General features: G+C 62.3%; 20 protein-coding genes and 1 pseudogene. 5 read left to right on the top strand and 16 right to left on the bottom strand.

Annotation, left to right across the window (positions count from 1 at the left end; all coding sequences use genetic code 11):
- Positions 1-353 precede the first annotated feature (353 nt).
- From HUT07_RS07315 to HUT07_RS07245, 15 genes and pseudogenes are all read right to left on the bottom strand, one after another.
- Positions 354-521: a hypothetical protein gene (locus tag HUT07_RS07315; RefSeq protein ID WP_176019162.1), complete on the bottom strand. Its 168-nt coding sequence runs from the start codon at positions 519-521 to the stop codon at positions 354-356.
- Entirely contained in the window at positions 475-972 is a 498-nt protein-coding gene (locus HUT07_RS07310; protein ID WP_176022494.1) for a DUF4189 domain-containing protein, read from the bottom strand. Before HUT07_RS07310 ends, HUT07_RS07315 begins: the two co-directional genes overlap by 47 nt.
- Before the next feature lie 66 nt (positions 973-1038).
- Positions 1039-2190, bottom strand: coding sequence for a type IV secretion system protein (locus tag HUT07_RS07305; protein WP_254898812.1), 1152 nt, complete (start codon positions 2188-2190; stop codon positions 1039-1041).
- Between the two features lie 83 nt (positions 2191-2273).
- Positions 2274-3089: a hypothetical protein gene (locus HUT07_RS07300; RefSeq protein ID WP_176020371.1), complete on the bottom strand. Its 816-nt coding sequence runs from the start codon at positions 3087-3089 to the stop codon at positions 2274-2276.
- A 52-nt stretch (positions 3090-3141) separates the two neighbouring features.
- A complete protein-coding gene (locus HUT07_RS07295; protein ID WP_176020370.1) occupies positions 3142-5589 on the bottom strand; it encodes a VirB4 family type IV secretion/conjugal transfer ATPase in 2448 nt (815 codons plus the stop codon).
- Positions 5590-5673: 84 nt separating this feature from the next.
- Positions 5674-5982 carry a VirB3 family type IV secretion system protein gene (locus tag HUT07_RS07290; RefSeq protein ID WP_154880788.1) on the bottom strand — a complete coding sequence of 103 codons (309 nt, stop codon included), beginning with the start codon at positions 5980-5982 and terminating at the stop codon, positions 5674-5676.
- Positions 5975-6391: a TrbC/VirB2 family protein gene (locus HUT07_RS07285; protein ID WP_176020369.1), complete on the bottom strand. Its 417-nt coding sequence runs from the start codon at positions 6389-6391 to the stop codon at positions 5975-5977. Before HUT07_RS07285 ends, HUT07_RS07290 begins: the two co-directional genes overlap by 8 nt.
- Positions 6392-6896: 505 nt before the next feature.
- Positions 6897-7436: pseudogene (locus HUT07_RS20515) on the bottom strand (lytic transglycosylase domain-containing protein); the annotation flags it as partial.
- A 3-nt stretch (positions 7437-7439) separates the two neighbouring features.
- Positions 7440-8483 carry a P-type DNA transfer ATPase VirB11 gene (gene virB11, locus HUT07_RS07275; protein WP_176020367.1) on the bottom strand — a complete coding sequence of 348 codons (1044 nt, stop codon included), beginning with the start codon at positions 8481-8483 and terminating at the stop codon, positions 7440-7442.
- 12 nt (positions 8484-8495) lie between these two features.
- Positions 8496-9758, bottom strand: a complete 1263-nt coding sequence (locus tag HUT07_RS07270; protein WP_176020366.1) for a TrbI/VirB10 family protein — start codon at positions 9756-9758, stop codon at positions 8496-8498.
- A complete protein-coding gene (locus tag HUT07_RS07265; RefSeq protein ID WP_176020365.1) occupies positions 9755-10534 on the bottom strand; it encodes a TrbG/VirB9 family P-type conjugative transfer protein in 780 nt (259 codons plus the stop codon). Before HUT07_RS07265 ends, HUT07_RS07270 begins: the two co-directional genes overlap by 4 nt.
- Positions 10531-11583: a type IV secretion system protein gene (locus HUT07_RS07260; protein ID WP_176020364.1), complete on the bottom strand. Its 1053-nt coding sequence runs from the start codon at positions 11581-11583 to the stop codon at positions 10531-10533. Before HUT07_RS07260 ends, HUT07_RS07265 begins: the two co-directional genes overlap by 4 nt.
- An 89-nt stretch (positions 11584-11672) precedes the next feature.
- Positions 11673-12119 (bottom strand): hypothetical protein, encoded by a 447-nt coding sequence (locus HUT07_RS07255; protein WP_176020363.1) that lies wholly within the window; start codon positions 12117-12119, stop codon positions 11673-11675.
- A 416-nt stretch (positions 12120-12535) separates the two neighbouring features.
- Positions 12536-14215, bottom strand: a complete 1680-nt coding sequence (locus HUT07_RS07250; RefSeq protein WP_176020362.1) for a type IV secretory system conjugative DNA transfer family protein — start codon at positions 14213-14215, stop codon at positions 12536-12538.
- Between the two features lie 37 nt (positions 14216-14252).
- Positions 14253-14510, bottom strand: coding sequence for a hypothetical protein (locus tag HUT07_RS07245; RefSeq protein ID WP_176020361.1), 258 nt, complete (start codon positions 14508-14510; stop codon positions 14253-14255).
- A gap of 164 nt (positions 14511-14674) precedes the next feature.
- Here HUT07_RS07245 and HUT07_RS07240 point away from each other — a divergent pair, with 164 nt between their 5' ends.
- From HUT07_RS07240 to HUT07_RS07220, 5 genes are all read left to right on the top strand, one after another.
- Positions 14675-14869 (top strand): hypothetical protein, encoded by a 195-nt coding sequence (locus HUT07_RS07240; RefSeq protein ID WP_176020360.1) that lies wholly within the window; start codon positions 14675-14677, stop codon positions 14867-14869.
- Between the two features lie 77 nt (positions 14870-14946).
- Positions 14947-16158 carry an MFS transporter gene (locus HUT07_RS07235; RefSeq protein WP_176020359.1) on the top strand — a complete coding sequence of 404 codons (1212 nt, stop codon included), beginning with the start codon at positions 14947-14949 and terminating at the stop codon, positions 16156-16158.
- A 111-nt stretch (positions 16159-16269) separates the two neighbouring features.
- A complete protein-coding gene (locus HUT07_RS07230; RefSeq protein ID WP_176020358.1) occupies positions 16270-16743 on the top strand; it encodes a hypothetical protein in 474 nt (157 codons plus the stop codon).
- A gap of 112 nt (positions 16744-16855) precedes the next feature.
- On the top strand, positions 16856-17125 hold the full coding sequence (locus HUT07_RS07225; protein ID WP_176020357.1) for a hypothetical protein: 270 nt from the start codon (positions 16856-16858) through the stop codon (positions 17123-17125).
- Between the two features lie 128 nt (positions 17126-17253).
- A complete protein-coding gene (locus HUT07_RS07220) occupies positions 17254-17502 on the top strand; it encodes a hypothetical protein (RefSeq protein ID WP_176020356.1) in 249 nt (82 codons plus the stop codon).
- Positions 17503-17540: 38 nt separating this feature from the next.
- Here HUT07_RS07220 and HUT07_RS07215 read toward each other — a convergent pair whose 3' ends face one another.
- Positions 17541-19076, bottom strand: coding sequence for an FAD-dependent monooxygenase (locus HUT07_RS07215; protein WP_176020355.1), 1536 nt, complete (start codon positions 19074-19076; stop codon positions 17541-17543).
- Positions 19077-19092: the final 16 nt, after the last annotated feature.

Below are 19092 nucleotides of genomic sequence, written 5' to 3'. Positions count from 1 at the left end.
CAGCGTACTGGGCGCAACTCGCTGCTCACTGGAAGATCTCTGAGGCATCGAATTTCGCATCATGCTTCCAGCATGAGCGTCCCCGCTCCGCGAATCACCCTTCTCCGGTGCCGGCGGCGTATACGAACCCGGCGGCTGCCCTGTGGACCCGGCTGGCCAGCAGCCGAGCCACCGATCTGGGAGTATGGCGCGAAACCACCCAGGGTCCCCAGGAAGAACATGGCCGCCATTGGGGGCGCAGTCAGAATCAGGGTCGTGAGGATCAAGCCCATGCCGCCCTGCTGCATGGCCTGGCTGGTCATGCCGTCGCTGGAGGCACCATCGAGCAGGAATCTATTGACCAACGCAGGCGATCAGCGCGCTGCCGAGACACCATGTACAGCGAGATTGAGATCATCGCTGCCAGCCAGGAAGAAGATCGCCATTATTGGCGCTGCAGCCAGCGCCACCATCGCGATGCCAGCTATCGATGCGTCAAAACGCTTCGAATTTTGGCTCTGTGCAGGCTGAGTAAACAACATCACAGCCACGTCCGCCGCGGGAATCGCACAATTTAGTAGCTACGCCTTTGGCAAGCTCTTCCGTAGCTGCACTGCCAAAGCTAGTCCCAGGGGTTCCAGAGCTAGGAACAGCCGCCGCAGCGCACTGATTCTTGTAGGTAAACGAAACTCGGCAATCACGCGCCCCTGAGCTAGCACATTCAGAAACTGCATTCTTCGCGGCGTCTGATTTCTTAACCTCACCAGTGACTGTTCCTGAGGCGCCGGTAGAGGAAGTTGCAATCGCTCCCCATGTCTTTATCCAACGGCCAGTGGCACGCGGCCCTTCCGCAGCTCCGCCACCACCAGCAGGGATTGGAGCGCAGCCTGGAGCGCGGCTGTCCCCTATTGGATACTGGCCAGGAGGACATCTACCCTCCGCGTTCACTTCTCCTGAGAATGCAAAGGCTACACAGACCAAGACAGGCACCATCAGTGAACTTCTGTATGAAATAGGCATCAGTACCTCTTAATTTGAGACTAAAACTAATACTAAAAATCACTTACTCCTCGCCGCACCAAGGTGATCCGGCGCGAGCCCTGGATTAGGAGATGAGCCTTGCGACGACGAACTCCTTACCATCTGATTCGTTTCAACGGTACTGCTCTGAGCCTCAGTCTTGACAGGTGCTGCCGGCGTATACGAACCCGGCGGCTGACCCTGCGGACCCGGCTGGCCCGCTGCCGATCCACCGATCTGGGAGTATGGCGCGAAACCACCCAAGGTCCCCTGGAAGAACATCGCCGCCATTGGGGGCGCAGTCAGAATCAGGGTCGTGAGGATCAGGCCCATGCCGCCCTGCTGCATCGCCTGGCTGGTCATGCCGTCGCTGGAGGCGCCGTCGAGCAGGAACTTGTTGACCAGGGCGGTGGACCAGAACGCGGCTGAGACACGGATCACCATGTCCAGCGCGATCGATACCATCGCTGCCAGTACCGCCATCGAGAACATCGTGCCGATGCCGTAGAACAGCCATCGCTGGAACAGCTGCTTGGTCTGGTCGAACAGCAGACACAGAATGAACAAGGGACCCAGGCCGATGAACAGCGCCAGCGCGACCTCGTAGAGCAGCAACATCGCACCAGCGGTGACCGCCGGACCGCCCGTGCCCATGCCGATGAACCACAGCGCCCGGGTCTTGTCCGCCTGCAGCCCTGGATCGTTCAGGATCTTGATGCCATCAATGCTCGACAGCGCCACCTGCATCCATGCCAGGCTCTTGTCGATCTGGTCTTCCGGCTGCTGGTCCTTGCCGGTCACCACGTGGGTGATCAGGCCTTTGACGTCCTCGTTGAGGAATTTCTGCAGGTTGCTGCCGAACATCGCCATGCTGGTGGCAACGCTCACAATCAACGCCGCGCGCGCCATGTTGGTCACCAGCACCATCATGGAGTCGCGGCTGCGGCCGGTGACGATCCGGAAGCCCTGGATCAATACCCACAGCGTCATCAGCACCAGGGCTATACCACCGACCCAGGACATCATGCGCCCCATCAGGTCGATGCCATAGTCACTGATCCTGTCGCGCAGGTAATCCATGATCAGCTTGAAGAAGACGAAATCGCCGATCGACTGGACACGCACCGCGTAGCCCAGCAGATCCTGCAATCCGCCTGAGAAATCAAAGTTGGCCAGCCACCTGATCGTCATTTCCACAATCCCTTGGTAATTCCGTTACTGCAAAAAACGCCGCATCGCTTTGCAGCGCCTGTCTACGTACTAGCGGCCTGCAATCATTTGACGCTGAGCGCGCCCTTCAGCGCGGTGGTCTTGACCATGTCGCTGATCAGCTGCTTGGTCGGGTCCCCCTTCAATGCGGCCTGTGCCACCACCTTCTGGTTGGCCTCCATGACCTCGATATAGGCATCATAGGATTTCATCCGTGCTTCCCAGCTCTGGGCAAGTGCGGCAATGTCATTGGCGGTGCGGATCGATTCGCTGTCGGCACCCTGGACGGTGCCCTGATCGTTGTTGGTCAGGCGGATCTTGAGGATGCGGGTCAAGGAGTTGTTGATGCGCGGAACGGTCTGGGTCAGGAAATCGATCGCGTCGTTGTACTTGCGGTTCTGCATCATCCGGATGTTGACGCAGATCTGCATCTGCTGCTCCTTCACATCCGCCTGCGGATTGAACACGAACACCTTGAAGGCGGACTCCAGGCTGAAGTCCAGCGCCTTGCCGCAGGTTTCGGCAACCAGATAGTTCGGCGCCACCGGCACCAGCGGCGCGCTGTCGGGCATGCCGAAGCTGTTCACCGCCGCCTGCACCTGGATCAGCGCCTGGCGATACTGCTCCAGCGTGCGGATCCAGCGGGTGTTCTGCTCGGCGTACTCGACCGCGTCCTGCGCTTTGGCCGCGTAGGCGGTCGCCTCGGTCTTGTAGGTGTTGATCTGATTGAGCAGGTGCTGGATAAGGCTGGTACCGGTCTCCTGCACGGGAATCCAGGCGCTGACATTGGCGGTGCTGAGCGCCATCATGGCTGCCACGGTCATCGCTGCAAGACGGGGCGCGCGGCGGCGGGGCGAGGAAGCTTGCTTGGTATTGTTCATATCAGTCTCCATTGATCGGAACTCGTAGTCTTCGGGCAGGCCGTCTCGCGGATCAGGTAACAGTGTCGCGCTCTGCGACAGCCGCCTTGCCCGAGCCCTTTCGATTCTTGTAGAAATCTTCAAGCCACTGTTCCGGCGTCAGCTCATCCACCGTCACCCGTGCGCGTACCGCAGCCGTCTGCAATACGCGATGCATGATGTCGATGTTGTCAGTGGACGCCGAGATCACCGACAGAATGTCGTCCATCCCGCGCAGGTTGAGCTGGCATACGCTGGACGCGTGACCCTGCTTGACCAGGAAACAGCGCGAGCGCTCATCCAAGGCGGTGACCACCTTGAACTCGGCCTCGGTCAGCTTCAGGCCGTCCATGTAGTCGCTCTTGCTGGCGTTCGGGTTCGGAAGCAGGATCAACGTGGCAGTCTGCTCGATAAGCGCCGCGGAGATATCGCTCTTCAGCGCGTCCTCCGGGCTCTGCGTCGCGAAAATGCCCAGGCCATTCTGCTTACGGATGGTCTTCTGCTTGTTCTTGGCGAATTCCTTCAGGCCACCCTCACCGTCCAGAATCTTCCAGAATTCGTCCATTACGTAGATCAACGGACGACCGTCGATCAGCGACTCCAGACGGTGCAGCAGGTAGTTGATGACCGGCACGCGCACTTCGGGGTTGTCGATGATGTCGGTGTAGTCGAAACCGATGATGTTGGCCTTGCTCAGGTCCACGGTATCCACCGGGTTGTCGAATACCCAGCCCAGCGAGTTGCCCGAGGTCCAGCGGCGCATGCGCGCGTACAGGCCGTCGTCGCCCATGTTGGGCAGGCTCTTCTGGAAATTGGTCATGCTGCGCAGATGCATCGGCGTATCGAGCATGCTCTCCACCGCGCGGTAGATATCCTCTTCTTCGCGGGAGCTGTATTCGCGCTTGCCTGCCAGCACCTTGATCAGGTCGGCCAGGAACTGCACATTGCTTTCGTTGTTCTCGCACTGGAACGGATTGAAGCCGGTCGGCGCGCCGTTCTCCAGGGCCAGATAGTTGCCACCACAAGCGCGAACGAAGATCTCCGCGCCGCGGTCCTTGTCGAAGAAGAAGATGGTCGGCGACGGTTCGTACTTCTGCACCTGGCTGAGCAGGAAGTTGATCAGTGCGGTCTTACCGGTACCCGACTTACCGATCACCATGGTGTTGGCGATCGCCTTTTCACCCAGCGAGTTTTCCGACGGGTGGGTGGCATGGAAGTTGAAGTAGTACGGCTGGCCGTTGGTCGTCTGCAGCGTGGTGACGCAGTCGCCCCACGGATTGTTGTGCTGCTTGCCGGTGGCGAAGTTGTGCAGCGGCGACAGGCCGAGGAAGTTCAGCGAGCTGACGTTGGCCAGACGGGTACGGAAGCGCCAGTTGGCCGGAATCTGCGAATAGAACGACGAGGTGACAGCCAAGTCTTCCTTGGTGGTCACGAAGCCGGCATTGGACAGCTCGGCACGGGTGGTAGCCACGTTCTGCGACAGCTTGGCCTGGCTGTCACCATAGACCGCCATGATGAAGTGGTACTCGCCCAGTACGAAGTTGCCCGAAGACAGATGATCCATCGCCTGGTCAAGCTCGACGATCTGGCTGACGGCCTTGTCGCCGGAGGAAATCATCATGCCTTTGGTGCGGTCGAGCACCTTCAGCGCGTCCTGGCGCCCCATCGGGCTGAACGAATGGGTGATGACGTACTCGAAGTCCAGATACTTCAGTCCGTTGAGGATGCCCGGGTAGGTGCCCTCGGCATACTCCTTGATGTTGAGGATAGCGCCGAAGTGATTGACGCCGTTGGGCGTGTTGATCACGAAGTCACCGGTCTTGGCCGAGAACATGTGCCGGCTGACCGGCAGGTAGTCCTTCACTGGTGCCGACAGCACCGGCACGGGCTCATCGATGCGATTGATCAAGTAGCCGAAGAGCTCCAGGGTCTCGGAGAACACCACGCCGTTCTTGGCTTCGTACATGCCCAGGCGGTACGGCGCGTAGTCGCGGATGACGGCTTCGACGTTGCCAGCCAGTTCCATCAGCTTCTCGACGGCCTGTTCCTGCTCGGCGCGGAGCTTGTCGACGTTGGCCGACTTCTCCACGAAGCGCTTGCCGGCCACTACCGGCCGGTAGAGCATGGTCAGGTACAGCTCGTTCTGCATGATGCGCTGCGAGGAAAGCATGCCCATGTACTGGTCGGACACGTCCTGGTTGAAGCGCTGCTTGTAGCTGCTCTTGCCCTTCAACGTGCGGCGACGGCGGATGTCATGCACCCAGAAGGCGACGTTGACGAAATCCGGCGCGCGCAGCGTCTGCAGCAACCGATTGAAGGTGTTGTGCCGATGCTCCAGCTCCCATTCTTCGCGCCCCACGAACGGCAACCCTTCCAGGTGCCAGGTCAACAGATAATCGCCGCCCGTGGTCTTCACCACGTTCGGGGCTACATGCGAGGACAGAGGAATGAATTCGCTGATGGACGTATCTGGGCTGAACATGCGACTGCTTCCAAAGGGTACTGCCGACGAAGATTCGGAGTGGACGAGGTGGGCGTCTGACGCCCACCTTGTCCGATCCAGCCCTCAATCCATTCGGGCTGGCTTGTTGCGGTAGTGATTCGGGTTGAACACCCACATTCCTTCGTGTTCCTGCACGTTGCGAACCCGGAGCTTGAACATCAGCCTCAGGCCCAGCAGCCGGAAGATCATTTCGTCACGCTTGGCCATCTGACGCATGATGAAGATGGCCACCGGAATGGTCAGCAGGAACCAGAAGTTCGTGTACATGCTCAAGAGCAGCAACCCGCCGGCCACCATAAAGAACGGCAGGTAGGGAACGCCCAGAAACATCGCTGGGCGTGTGCAACCCCGGAACAGAACGTTCTTATGCACTGTAGTACTGGATGGCGTTCTGGATGTGGAGGGCCATGCCGCCGGCCGCACCGCCACCGCACTTACCGTCGCTGCCTTCACCCAACAGCATGCGCGCGATCTGACCAGCGGCACCGATCAGGACGCCACCGATCAGGATTGACGCGACGTCAGAGATGCGCTTGTGCGCGAACGCAATCTGGTAGCCGGCGAAGATGACCGCGATGGTCACTACGGCGATCGAGGCGATATTCAGTAGGCCATTGATGTTGCTGAAGAAGCCGCAGACCTTTTCGTCGGTGCCACCGAAATCGGTGGGACCGGACGCAAACACCTGCGGAGCAAACACGGCGCCAGCAAAGAAGGTGGCCATCAGCAGGGTCTTCAGCGTGCGCTGGGCCTGGACGAGGTCGAGATTGGATCGCTTCATGGATTGATTTCCTTGTTGATGGACTAACACAACTGAATCGACCAGCCGGGGGACTGGCCGTACCACGACTTCGTCAGAACACGAAGGCCGCATCCCCTGCGGGAATCTGTTGCACCGGCGCTGCCGCTGGCGCGTTGTATGCGTTGCCGTTTCCGGCCACAGGTGCGTTCCGCTCGCTCCATGGGCGCAGCATGACCGGGGCATCGTCGCCGGCGACGGCTCCAGGAAGCTGCTGCGGCATGACAGGCCCACCCTGCCCCTGCCTGACCTGCGGATTCTGCTGCGGAATCTGCTGCGGCGACTGCGGATAGCCTGCGCCTGCCGGGCCTTCCGGCTGCATCATTCGGTCCACCGAACCCAGCACAACGCGGGACAGCGCCTGATCGGCAAGATTGACCAGACTGCTGCGCGCCATCGCACCGGCGGATGGATAGACGGTATAGGCTCGCGCCGGATCGTTGGACGGCACATACACCGGGGTACTGGCCTGGGCGACGATACGTGCCTGTGCCGGAGACGCCAGTTGCGGGTGATGCTCCACCTTGACGGTACGGCGCTCACCACGATTGATCACGTCGATCGGCGCAACGCCATTGGAGGCAACCTGCTGTCCACGACGGATCGAGTCATACACTTTCTGCACATAACCATGGCGGAAGCCGGTTTCGAAGTTGCCCGAGTAGTAGCAACTGAATGACTTGCCCCAATCCTTGCCCGAGCGCTTGTAGCACTCGGCCAGGATGCGGGAACCCGCCTGCAGGTTCGGGCACTGCTGGAAGGCCTTTTCGTACGAATCCAGGCCGTACTTGGCCAGGTTGTAGCGATTGACCTGGGCCAGGCCGATGGAGAAGTTGTACCCCTTTTCCTCCAGCATGCGCACGGTGGCAAGCGCTTCGTCCAGCGCCTTGGGCTGGCGCGCAAGCGCACCACCGACCACGCCGATGGCGTAGGGGTTGCGCGAGGATTCCACATTGATGACGTGCTGCATGACGTCCATCGAGACGGCCATCTCCGGGCACGCCATCATTTCAAGTCCTGGCAACATCGCTCAGCCCTCCTGCCCCTGGGCGCGCCCAGGATTGAAATCGATACCGGTGATATAGCGCGAGCCTGCATGCGCCTTGATATGCACGACGATGTCGATGGTCATCATCAGCAGACGCTTGATGACGTTGAACTCCAGACCCGAACCTTCGGTCGACGCCTTCACCATCAGCGCCAGCTGGTCCCAGGTCTGCTCCGGGCTGCCGGCGTGGCAGCTGGTGATCGAGCCGGGGTGACCAGACGCGCAGTTACGGATGAAGTAGAACGCCTCATCGCCACGCAGCTCGGCGAGGATGATGCGTTCGGGCTTCATGCGCAGGCAGGCTTCCATGCAGCTTTTGGCCGTCACGTTGCTGGCACTCTGCCCGCCCTTGGAATACAGCAGGTGCACGACGTTGGGTTGGGTCAGAAACAGTTCGCGCGCATCTTCGATGGTGACCAGGCGCTCGCTGTCCGGGATATGGTTGACCAACGCCTTCATGAAGGTGGTCTTGCCGCTACCGGTGGCGCCAGAGACGACGATGTTCTTGCGGTACATCACCGCACGCCGGAAAAATTCAGCGTACTCGCGGGAATGCCGCAGTTCCAGCAGTTCGCGATCCTGCTCGCTGACCCCACCATCCTGCTCGAGGATCTGGTTGAAGAAGCCATCCTCGTGGTACTGGGTGAGCGACTTGGTGTGTTTGGACGGCAGACGGATCGTGATCGACACCTTGCCTGCGTCGCAGGCCGGCGGAATCACGAACTGCGCACGCTGTCCGGTCGGGAAGGTCAGCGACACAACCGGGTCGGCATCGGTAATGCGCTGACCAGTGTTGCTCTCGTTGACCACCGCGGTGCAGAACTGCCGGGCCCGTTCGAAGGTCAGGCTCGGCACGCTCACGTGCTGCCACCCTGCCCGCGTCTCCAGGTACAGCTCGCCCGGACGGTTGATGCAGATTTCCGTCACGTCAGGCGAAGTCATGTACTCGGCGATGCCCAGCACTTCGTACTGATAGCGCAGGAAATCGCTGGAGACGAGGGCGAGGGGCGACACTTCGGCGTCCATGATCGTTCTGGTTTACCGGCGCGGGTTCAGCACGCTGGTGAAATCAACGTCCTTTGCGACGTAGACATTCACGATCGTGCCCTGGTTGATGGTGACAGTCGGCGGACGACGACCTTCGCTGAGGGCCTCATTGGCCAGACGCTCCATGGTGCGTGCGGTGGCGCTCTCATAGGGCGAGCGGACAGCGAAGCCATTGCTGGCGACGGTGGTCGACTCCGGACCGTGCTCTGCGGCAGCGTATTTGAAGGCGTCAGCGATCAGGCTGATCATCAGGGCCGACGCGATGCGACTACCCCAGTGAGCGCTGTACTGACCCGGATGACCGGCGCCACCCAGCTGGTCCACGCCAGGACTCGACATGGCCACGTCGATGCCGTTCGGGGTCGTGATGCGATCCCAGATGACTTCCACGCGCTTCCCGGTTGGGCCGCCACCGTATGCACCATAGATCTTCGAACCCTTCGGCAGCAGCAGGTTGCGGCCGTTGATCGAATAGACCGGCTCGGTCACCAGGCAGGAGGTATAGCCGGCGATATCGGTGATGATGCGGGTTTCCAGCACGCAGCGCAGATAGGTGCCGCGCACCAGCAGCGCATCCGGGCTGCGGATGTAGCTGGCGTTGGACACGTCTTCCACGTCCGGTCCGCGACGGACCTTTGCCGGCGCCGCCTGGTTGTTGGGCAGCTGGGCCAGCATGGCACGGGTGTACTCATCCATGCCGCGGCCGCCATTGCCCCCGTTGCCATCCTGTCCATCACCACCACCCATCCCGCTCCCGGAGCCGATGCGGCGGTCCAGCAACGTCGGGCCACGGTCCATCTCGCGTGCCGAATCTGACTGGGGAACGAACAGCGGGGTGGAATCCATCGGCGGCGGCGGCGGTAGCGGCGGCACCATCTGGATCGGATCGGCAGCAGCCTGCGGCGGTGGTGTAGCCGTCGGCAGCTCAGGCGTCACTGCGCGCGCGGTTTTGTTGACGTCCGCCGGGGCATCCTTGTCTTCCTGCCCCTTGCGGAACAGCAGGAAGCCCATGGCCACCAGCAGCACCACGATACCGCCCAGGAACAGCAGCGCCTTGCGGTTCAGGCGCTGTTCTTCAGACGAGCGCAGCTGCGGTGCACCGGCGTCCAGATCCGGCGCAGGGCCGGCCTGGGTGTTGCCGAAATACGGATTGGACGACGCCTCGGGCGCAGCGCCAGAAACGTTGCCGTAGGGGCTCTGAGCGTCGTCGCGCCCGTTGTTTGGATCGCTTCCGGGAGTGTTCTGCTGGCTCATTTCTTCACGTTCCTTCGCAGACCAACGACGAAATCGCCGTGGCGGATGACCAGGTACGGGTAGGTCCCGTGGACGATCAAGGTGTTGCCTTCAACGGTGGTGTTGACCACGAAATCCTCGCCGTACTCTTTCTCACGGCCGAACACGGCCGGGAAAATGCCGGTCTTGTACTCCGGCGAGTTCGGAAGTTTCAGGTAGGTGAAACGACCATCGTCGTACGCGTTGACCGGAATCAGCCACCCCATCTTCTTCGCCTTGCTGGTCGAATAGGAGTAGTTGAAGTTGTACTGGCGATCCTTGGCCAACTCCGTGCTCAACAGCGGCTGTGCCTCTTCCTCCACGGCCTCCTGGGCAACACCGAACACGGTGTCGTTCGGGTAGCTGAAGGCGATCTTGTACTGCACGCCGGCACGACGGGCCTGCTCGAGCTGGCGCCAATCGGTCGCCACCACCTTCAGTTCGAAGATGTACGAATGGGTTTCGGTGCGCACCATCATGTTGGTGTCGACATCGACGTTTTTCGGCTTGATGTAGAACACGTTCTCGCGGCGGGTCAGCTCCCAGCCGCTGCTGAAGCCGGTGCTGTAGTCGAGGATCTTTTCGTTCGGGCTCAGCTCGATCTGGGTGGTCAGACCCAGGCCGGTGCGAACCGGATAGATGCGGTCCTTCTCATACTCGTAATGGTCTACCGCCTGTGCCATCGCCGCGGTGGAAAACACCAGCGACAGCAACGACAGCAGCGCCAATGCGCTCCCCCTGACTTTTCGACTACTCATCGGTTGCTTGCTCCATCAGCATTTCCGGTGGAATTGTTCGGCGCCGGCGGCATGGCCTGCCCCTGCTGCATCGGTTGCCCCTGCATCGGCTGGCCCTGCATCGGCTGGCCTTGCATCGGTTGCCCCTGCATGGGCTGGCCTTGCATCGGCTGCCCCTGCTCATTGACTGGCACTGCCACAGGTTGGCCCGTTGCAGGATCAATCATGGTTGCCGCGGCAGGGTTGTTCGGATCATAGATGCCCTGTGCCTGCTGCGCGGCCTGCTGCGCGGCCTGCTGCGCCTGCGCCTGCATCGCGCCATCGTCCGGCACCGGCACGCCACGTGCGTAATCGTTGTCGACGCGGTATTCGGTGACCTGGAAGGCCAGCGGATTGAGTACACGATCCTGTTCGGACAACGCCAGGTTCTGGTTGTACTCGAAGCGCATCGTCACCAGCTGGTTGTCCAGATAGGTCGCCGCGCCACTACGCTTGTCGAGCAGGCTGCGCTGGATGCGCACCGAAGCGCCGCGGAAACTGCCGTTTGCCTCGGTACCCAGCGGGGTGATGCTGAGGATCTTGACCCGGATCGCTTTCTCGCGACCGTACATCACGAACGGGTTCTGCGGATTGTTGCCGGCATAGCGCTGACGCATGCTCTGGGCGACAGGACCGCTGGACATCACAAACACCAGCTCCCAGTCGCGCAGGCCCATCACCGCCGAGTCGTACGACTCACGTGCCAGCACGTACTGGGCGACGTTGCTGCGGTTGACCGCTTCGTTGCTGGTGATCGTCTCGCCCTGGAACGTGCCGCGCAAGCGCGCAACCGTCGCCGTACCCGTATAGGCATCGGCCATCACCAGGAACGGCACTTTCTCCTTCAGCGGCAGCATGTAGTAGTAGCCACCGGCCAGCGCCAGCGACATCAGCAACGAGCCGGTGGCGACCCACCAGGCACGACGCTCGCTGCGCCGGGCCATGTCGGCCACGGTGATCTCGTAGCTGACCGCTTTGGCGACCGACTGCTCGACCTTGGGGCTGTTGCCTGCATCCTTCTTGCGGAACATGGGTTCTTCCGTACTGCTGAAACATCAATGGGCGTGGCGCCCCTGCGCCAGGCGCGGGGTGCGGCACGTTCGATGATTTCGACGCGGTCTCAGGTGCCGCTGCTGGCTTCAGGATCCTGGGCCGACGCGGTCGGCGTCGATCCAGCGCTCTGCACGACGATCTGGTTGCCGACGATGGAGACGGAAACGCCCTGCGCCGCATAGGCCGCCGTGAGATCGATCACGGCCTGCTGTGCGTTGGTGGTGTCGATCTCCGACACCGCGCCATACAGGGTGAAATCCGAACTGAGGCGATAGTCCAGCGTGCGACCGGAATCCTTGGCCCAGCGCTCGAGCATGGCCTTCAACGTGCGATCCATCGGCGACGCCTGATAGACGTAGCTGGAGTACAGCGGAATCTCGGTCGGAGCCGTCGCAAAACGGTTGACCGGCTTCCAGCGCCCTCCGAAGTCGGGTGCGGGCTTGGTAGCACAACCTGCCACCATCAACGCCGCCACTGCGGCGATGGACATTTTTGCGATAAACGCCTGATTCATACGGGCTTCACTTTGACGTACGAAAAAGCAGTCCCGATGTTGGTCCCTTGGTCGTCCGGCACTGCGCGATGCACGCCGGAAACGCGACAAATGCACTGCTTAACAGCACATGGGCACGGTTCCCCTGCAGCTCGAAAGCTGCCAACCAAGTCGCGTGCAGCAACCTCATCCGAGGCCACCATCACGCACCCTCACCAACGTCGGAACCATCCCTGTTCCCATGGCTGAAACTCCTGGCCACTCTGAAAGCATGACGAATCACACAGATTCGCAAGCCATGCATAGAGTCGCACATCTACGCGTCAATTCGATGTCAGACAAATCTGAATTTTGACCAACGTATGGCGCTTCTTTGACGCAATTCACTAATTCACTTCCATGAATGCGTGCATTCGTCACACTTTCAAGCCTGCAAGTTAGACATCAAGCATCGGCACGTCAACCTTTGGCAGTAGACGTGACGTGAAATAGCGATCCTTGTAATAGCGAATCTTGTCGCACTTGACCGGATGCGGGATGCCTTCGTAAAGGAAAACCTCATGGTCTGGCCCCATCGCCTTGAGTTCCTGCGGCAGCATCAGCGCGCGGCGCTCCTCGGTGAAGCTATGGGTCTTTTCACGCGCGTGGGTAACGTTCTTCTTGCGGATGGTGGTGTAACCCAGCATGTCCGAATAGTCGTTGGCATCCTGCTGTTCGCGCGGGGCGTACAGGATCTGCAGCGCGTGGTTGGTGATGATCGTGCGCGAGACTTCGCGGCCATAGGTGGCATCGAGCTGCGACATGCTCTGGATGATCGGCAGCAGGCGCACGTTGTAACCAGCCATGTAGGACACCGCCGAGGCGATGATTTCGACCTTGCCGATCGAGGTGAATTCGTCCATCAACAGCAGGCACTGGTACTTCAGGTCCGGATTGGACTTGGGCAGTTCCTTGGTATTGAGGTTGATCAGCTGGCTGAAGAACAGGTTGATGATCAATCGGCTTTCGGCCAGTTTGTTGGGCTGGATGCCGATATAGATGGTCATCTTCTTCTTGCGCACGTCGGTCAGCAGGAAGTCGTTGGTGCTGGTGGCCTTGTCCAGCACAGGGTTGATCCAGGGATTCAACGGCTCCTTGAAGGTGCCCAGGATCGAAGCAAAGGTCTCGTCGGCCTGGGACAGCATGTTGGCGAACGCCGAACGCGCGTTGCTGCTCAGGAACGGGCGCTCGGACAGGCCCTTGAGGAACTTCTTCAGGTCACTGCCATCGCCGGAGGAAAGGCGATAGACCGCGCCCAGGGTCGGTGTGCCCTGCCCACCCGGGAAGCCGCTGCTGCGCTCGTCATCCCAGTTCTCGAACAGATACAGCGTGAAGGCGATGAAGGCATTGCGCGCCTGGCTGATCCAGAATTTCTGGTCTTCCGAGCCATCCGGGTAAAGCATCGCGCCGATGCTCATCAGGTCCGAGACACGGAACGCCGGGTCATCCGAGACGTAGCTGAGCGGGTTCCAGCGATGGGTGCGGCGGTCTTCGGCGAAGGGGTTGAACAGGTAGATCTCCTGCCCCTGGCTGGCGCGCCAACCACTGGTCAGGTCGAAGTTTTCCTGTTTGATGTCCAGCACCACCAGCGATTCGCCGTACTCCAGCAGGTTCGGAATAACCACGCCGACACCCTTGCCCGAACGGGTCGGCGCAGCCAGGATGACGAACTGCTGGCCATCCAGGCGCACCAGCTTGCCGCCATGGCTGCCGACCACGATGCTCTGGCCGCTCTTCTTGAACATGCCGTGCTTGGCCAGATCAGCGCCGGTGGCAAAGCGCGCGTCACCGTGCAGCGAGCGCTTGTCTTTCTTCAGCAGCACGACCAGGCCGACGATGGCCAGCACCAGCAGCGGCAGGCCGAAGCCGAGATAACCGCCCCATTTGATCTTGCCCACGAACGGGGCAACCTGCGGCTGGCCGATGGCGTGGAAATACTGGTAATAGGTATTCCAGGTGAGCAGCTTGGTATCCAGACCAAGCAGCAGCAGTGTCAGGTAACCGGAAAACACGAACCCGAGCAGCAGGGTCGCCAGCGTGATGATGGCGATAAGCAGATACTTCTTACTGGACAACACCCGAATCCTCCATGATGCGCCTCATGGGCGCGACGGCTTAGCGGCGACGTCGCTGGGACGCCTTCTTCCGCAGGTTGACTTCATTCTCCAGCCCGGGCTCCACGCCCTCTTCCCGCACCAGTTCCTGAAGGTACCGGCGCGCATCGGCCAACGACATCAGGTCGGTCAGACGCTCCCCATCGTCGACAATGACCGCATGGCCGACCACATCGCCGGGAGCGTACACCGGCTCGTGGGTCACCGCTACCAGACGGAAGCGGCCGCGTAATTCCAGCTGATGGGTGTATTCCTGCATGTCTCATCTCCGTGATGGAATCCAGATGCCATTCCTGCAGCGTCCGATGATGCCTGCATGGCCGTGGTGGCGGCATGCAGACGACCCGTCGACAATACACGCTTGAGCCGGGGAGATCGCAATGGACCGGGTGGCACGCGCACGAACGCTGGCGATGGAGGCCCATGCGGATAGCGACAGATCCGCTGGCACTGAAGGTCAAGCTGGCCGATATCGCCGACAACGCCGACAACGCCGATGAAACGCGGTTGGCGTCACAGGATGTCGCCACCGCCCAGCGCCTGCGTGATAAATACCGAGACGCCTTGGCGGCGCTTGGCCAGGAGGCCACGCGGGCAGCATCACCCATCAAACACTGATTTACCCCTAGACCGGCTGATGCCTGCTGCAATGCAGCAGTACAATGGAGCGCTTCCCCGCCCCTTTGCGCCCCCGCATGAGCCCCAATTCCTCTCTGGCCGCTCGGCTGACGCCGCGCCAGCGCACCCTCATCATCCTTGCCCTGTCACTGGGCGGCTTCGCCATCGGCACCAGCGAATTCGCCAGCATGGGCCTGATGCTGGAGATCAGCCGCGGCCTTTCGATCAGCGAAACCCAGGTCGGCCACCTGATCAGCGCTTACGCCATCGGCGTAGTGGTCGGTGCACCGATCCTGGCCTTCGTCGGCGCCAGCTTCCCCCGCCGCAAGCTTCTACTGGCGCTGATGGGCTTCTATGCCGTCGGCAATCTGGCCAGCGCGTTGGCTCCGAACTACGGCACGATGCTGGTGGCACGCTTCGTCGCCGGCCTGCCGCATGGCGCCTACTTCGGCGTGGCGATGCTGGTGGCGGCAGCGATCAGCCCGGCCGGCCAGCGTGGTCAAGCGATGTCGCGCGTCCTGCTCGGCCTGTCCGTGGCGATCCTGATCGGCAATCCGCTGACCACCTGGCTGGGTCAGCAGCTGAGCTGGCGCACGGCCTTCGCCCTGGTCAGCGTGCTGGCCATCGCCACGGTGGCGATGATCGCGCGCTTCCTGCTGCCCGACCCGGATGAGGTGCGGACCTCGCCGATGCGCGAGCTGCGCGCGTTCAACACCACCCAGGTGTGGCTGGCGTTGTCGATCGGTGCGGTGGGCTTTGCCGGCATGTTCTGCGTGTTCACCTATCTGGCACCGACCCTGGTGCAGGTGACCGGCGTGGCCGAGTCATGGATGCCGCTGGCAGTGGGCGTGTTCGGTGTCGGCGCGATCATCGGCAACATCGCCGGTGGCTGGCTGGTCGACAAGTTCCACTTCAAGGCCGCCGCGGTGGTGCTGGTGTGGTCGATCGTGATGCTGCTGCTGTACCCGCTGGCTGCCGAATCGGTGTGGACCATCGGCCCGATGATCATCACCGTGGGCACGATGGGCGCCCTCGCTGCGGTGCTGCAGACCCGCCTGATGGACGTGGCCGGCGAAGCGCAGACCCTGGCCGCCGCCTCCAACCATGCGGCGTTCAACACCGCCAATGCACTCGGCCCGTGGCTGGGCGGCATGGCGATCAGCGCCGGCTTCAGCCCGGCCACCACCGGTTACGTAGGCGCGGCGACGGCGGTCGGCGGCCTGCTGCTGTGGTGCGTGTCGGTGATGCTGGAGAAGAATCGCAAGGCTGCTGTCGCCAGCAGCCGCTGAAACCCGCGACGGGTTGCAGCCGTCTCCGGCTTCTCATCGCGTGGGTGATGCCCCACCATCGGCGCAGATCGGCCGCAAGCGGCGGCCGAGGATCTTGCTCAAGGATGCTCCGTGCCAGTCACTCCCCATAAACGCGAAAAGCTGCTCGATGACCTGCTTTCGCTGGGCCGCAACTGGGCGTTGGCAATTGCCATCGCCGGTGCCGGCGCGGCGGTGCACTACAGCGAATCGGTCTACGAAGCGGGACTCTGGCGCGGGCTGCTGCCAACACTCTGCTTCCTCGTCAGCGTGGTCTGGATCGTGCTGAGCATCATCCGCTTCGACCTGACGCTGCAACAGCACGTCGAGCGCAAGCGCTCACGCTGGCTCAGCCGCCTGCTGTACGTGGTGCTGCTGGGCACTGGCATCACTGCGGTGTTCTTCGTCATGCAGTTGGCTGAGAACAACCATATCGCCAAGATGTGCGACTCGGTGGCGAACGAGCCTGGCAGCCGCATCCATCGGTCAGAGGAGTGCCAGCGGCTGTTCAAGCACCGGGCCGAGTACCGTCGACGCCTGGAAGCGGCGGACGGCGAGTTCGACTGAGGCGGCAGCATTTCGCACGCGGCAACCACACAGCAGGTTGACGAACACGCGGCGTAGATCCGCCTTGCTGCAGAGTTACGCACGCCAGCTTTCCACGCGCGACACAGCCCTCATGCACCGCCAGATATCCCCTGCCTGCCACGATGCGATTGCCCTGCGGGCCGGCGCGCTGGGCAGCGTGCTGGGCGTGGCGCTGTTCAAGGCTTCTGCATTGTCCGCCGCAGCGGCCGGCTCGATGATGACGGTCGGGCTGTGGCTGCTGGGATGTGTCCTGTTGGCGGCATGGGCACTGGCAGCCTGCCTGACCTGCCTGGCCTTGAGCCGGCGCGTGTTCGTGTTGATGCTCGCGCTGTCGACGGTGTTCCTGATCTGCATTGCCTGATCGGTAGCCGGCAACTGTCGAGTATTTCCATAATTGTTATCCTGTAACAAGTGCCGTCAGTCGGATTGCGTGTGTGCCCGGTCACGGATTGAATTCGATAGCCAGACCGGCCCCCTCTCGAGCTCCCCATGCGCCTCCTGCAGCCCCTGTTTCGCTCCGCCCTCGGTGTCCTTGCACTCACGTCGATCAGCGCCTGTGCCACCTATGATGACTCCGCCATGCACGCCGCCTGCCAGGAGTCGCCGCATGTGAAGGACCTGCCGCCTGAAGTTGCCGCCCGCGAAAGCCGCTGCAGCAAGAGCATCGAGGTCTGGTCGAGCGAGCGCAAAGGCAGTGACCAGCCGCTGGACCTGAGCGGCAAGAAGAAGGACCTCTGAATGAGGGCGGCGCAGCCCTGCACGGGCTGCGCCGGCGTTCAGGCAACCGCTTCGTTGCCCATTGACCCCATCCATTCCCGTACCGCCTGCGCCAAGCCTGCCGCATCGGCTCCATCACTGGCCCAGGCGACAATGCCATCCGGACGAACCAGCAGCGCGGACAGGCCCAGCGAATCGACGGCCGGCTGCGCGATGTACAGAATGCGGGCCCGTTCGGCATCAGCCGCCCCGCACAACGCGGCAGCGGCATCGAACACCAGCAGCACCGCCTGCCCTGCGCGCAGCAGTTCACCCATGCGGCGACCGTCGGCCAGCACGAAATCCGGCGCGCTGCGGCCGACCAACGGGTGAGCCTGCCCCAGATCCAGCCGCTGGCCCACACCCCACACGCGCTCGGCGAGATAGGTGGCGCCATCCTGCGTTTCCGCCAGATCGGCCACGATCGCAGCCAGTGCACGAGAGCCCGCACTTGGCCGCATCAGTGCGACCTGCGCGCGCGACCACTCCAGCACGCGAGCACCGATCGGATGGCGTTCGGCCTGATAGGTGTCCAACAGCGCTTCACCTGCCTCGCCGCGCACGACGGCAGCCAGCTTCCAGCCCAGGTTCATTGCATCCCCCAGGCCCAGGTTCAAGCCCTGCCCGCCCAGCGGCGAATGCACATGCGCGGCATCGCCTGCCAACAGCACCCGGCCACGACGATAGGCGGTGGCCTGCCGTGCGCCATCGGTCCAGGTGGTGGCCAGGTGCAGTGTGGTGATCGTTGCGTCGCGGCCGGAGATACGGCGCAGCAGCGCCTGTGCCGTATCGCGGTCGAGTGGCTGGCGATGGCCGGCGCCGCCGTCGAAATCGGCCAGGGCGATGGTGCCTGGCGGATTGAAATTGCACATGCCCTGCGCGGTGGTGTGACGCCCCGGGCTGAGCACCGTCGGATCTTCCAGCTCAACGCTGAGCGAGTGGCCGGTGAACTCCGGATCGGTGCCGGCGAAGGCAAAGCCACACTGCTTGCGCACGGTGCTGCGGCCACCATCGCAGCCGACCAGCCAGCGCCCGCGGAAGGATTGCCCGCCTGCCTCGACCTGGACCTGATCGGTACCCGAGCGCACGTCCTGCACGCCCGCACCACGCAGGATCAGCACGCCCAGCGCCTGTGCGCGCTCGGCCAGCACGGCCTCCAGCGCCTGCAGCTCCACCGCCATCTGCGTGCCGACCGGGGTGGGCAGGCGCCAAGGCCAGCGACCGCTGTCGACGTTGTCCAGCGCGAACGGGATACCGGCGAAGTGCCCACCCAGCCTGCGCGGCTGCGACAACCAATGTGCGGTGCCCGGCGGCGGCGGGCCTTTCTCCGGCTTCAGCACCTGGCCGGCAGCCACGGCATCCAGCAGGCCGCGCCGGTCGAGTGCCTCCAGTGTGGGGGCATTCAATCCACGCAGGCCGAACGGCAGGCGCTTCAGCGGCGACTCCGGCGAGGCCGCCTGCTCCAGCACCAGCACCGAGCATCCGGACCGGCCCAGCTCGCAGGCCAGGAACAGCCCAACCGGGCCAGCCCCGGCAATGACGACGTCGTACCGCATTGAAAATCCTCGTGAG

It is taken from the genome of Stenotrophomonas sp. NA06056 (genome assembly GCF_013364355.1).
Lineage (GTDB): Bacteria > Pseudomonadota > Gammaproteobacteria > Xanthomonadales > Xanthomonadaceae > Stenotrophomonas.
Note: the sequence above shows the minus strand (reverse complement) of the source record. Positions and strands in the feature narration are given on the sequence as shown.

What these genes read in the sequence shown, in the direction of transcription:
- HUT07_RS07295 (WP_176020370.1), bottom strand. Translation starts at nt 5,589, where the DNA reads ATGTTCAGCCCAGATACGTCCATCAGCGAATTCATTCCTCTGTCCTCG.
- HUT07_RS07225 (WP_176020357.1), top strand. Translation starts at nt 16,856, where the DNA reads ATGCACCGCCAGATATCCCCTGCCTGCCACGATGCGATTGCCCTGCGG.
- HUT07_RS07240 (WP_176020360.1), top strand. Translation starts at nt 14,675, where the DNA reads ATGCGGATAGCGACAGATCCGCTGGCACTGAAGGTCAAGCTGGCCGAT.
- HUT07_RS07215 (WP_176020355.1), bottom strand. Translation starts at nt 19,076, where the DNA reads ATGCGGTACGACGTCGTCATTGCCGGGGCTGGCCCGGTTGGGCTGTTC.
- HUT07_RS07220 (WP_176020356.1), top strand. Translation starts at nt 17,254, where the DNA reads ATGCGCCTCCTGCAGCCCCTGTTTCGCTCCGCCCTCGGTGTCCTTGCA.
- HUT07_RS07255 (WP_176020363.1), bottom strand. Translation starts at nt 12,119, where the DNA reads ATGAATCAGGCGTTTATCGCAAAAATGTCCATCGCCGCAGTGGCGGCG.
- HUT07_RS07315 (WP_176019162.1), bottom strand. Translation starts at nt 521, where the DNA reads ATGTTGTTTACTCAGCCTGCACAGAGCCAAAATTCGAAGCGTTTTGAC.
- HUT07_RS07285 (WP_176020369.1), bottom strand. Translation starts at nt 6,391, where the DNA reads ATGAAGCGATCCAATCTCGACCTCGTCCAGGCCCAGCGCACGCTGAAG.
- HUT07_RS07305 (WP_254898812.1), bottom strand. Translation starts at nt 2,190, where the DNA reads ATGACGATCAGGTGGCTGGCCAACTTTGATTTCTCAGGCGGATTGCAG.
- HUT07_RS07235 (WP_176020359.1), top strand. Translation starts at nt 14,947, where the DNA reads ATGAGCCCCAATTCCTCTCTGGCCGCTCGGCTGACGCCGCGCCAGCGC.
- HUT07_RS07260 (WP_176020364.1), bottom strand. Translation starts at nt 11,583, where the DNA reads ATGTTCCGCAAGAAGGATGCAGGCAACAGCCCCAAGGTCGAGCAGTCG.
- HUT07_RS07270 (WP_176020366.1), bottom strand. Translation starts at nt 9,758, where the DNA reads ATGAGCCAGCAGAACACTCCCGGAAGCGATCCAAACAACGGGCGCGAC.
- HUT07_RS07310 (WP_176022494.1), bottom strand. Translation starts at nt 972, where the DNA reads ATGGTGCCTGTCTTGGTCTGTGTAGCCTTTGCATTCTCAGGAGAAGTG.
- HUT07_RS07245 (WP_176020361.1), bottom strand. Translation starts at nt 14,510, where the DNA reads ATGCAGGAATACACCCATCAGCTGGAATTACGCGGCCGCTTCCGTCTG.
- HUT07_RS07265 (WP_176020365.1), bottom strand. Translation starts at nt 10,534, where the DNA reads ATGAGTAGTCGAAAAGTCAGGGGGAGCGCATTGGCGCTGCTGTCGTTG.
- HUT07_RS07300 (WP_176020371.1), bottom strand. Translation starts at nt 3,089, where the DNA reads ATGAACAATACCAAGCAAGCTTCCTCGCCCCGCCGCCGCGCGCCCCGT.
- virB11 (WP_176020367.1), bottom strand. Translation starts at nt 8,483, where the DNA reads ATGGACGCCGAAGTGTCGCCCCTCGCCCTCGTCTCCAGCGATTTCCTG.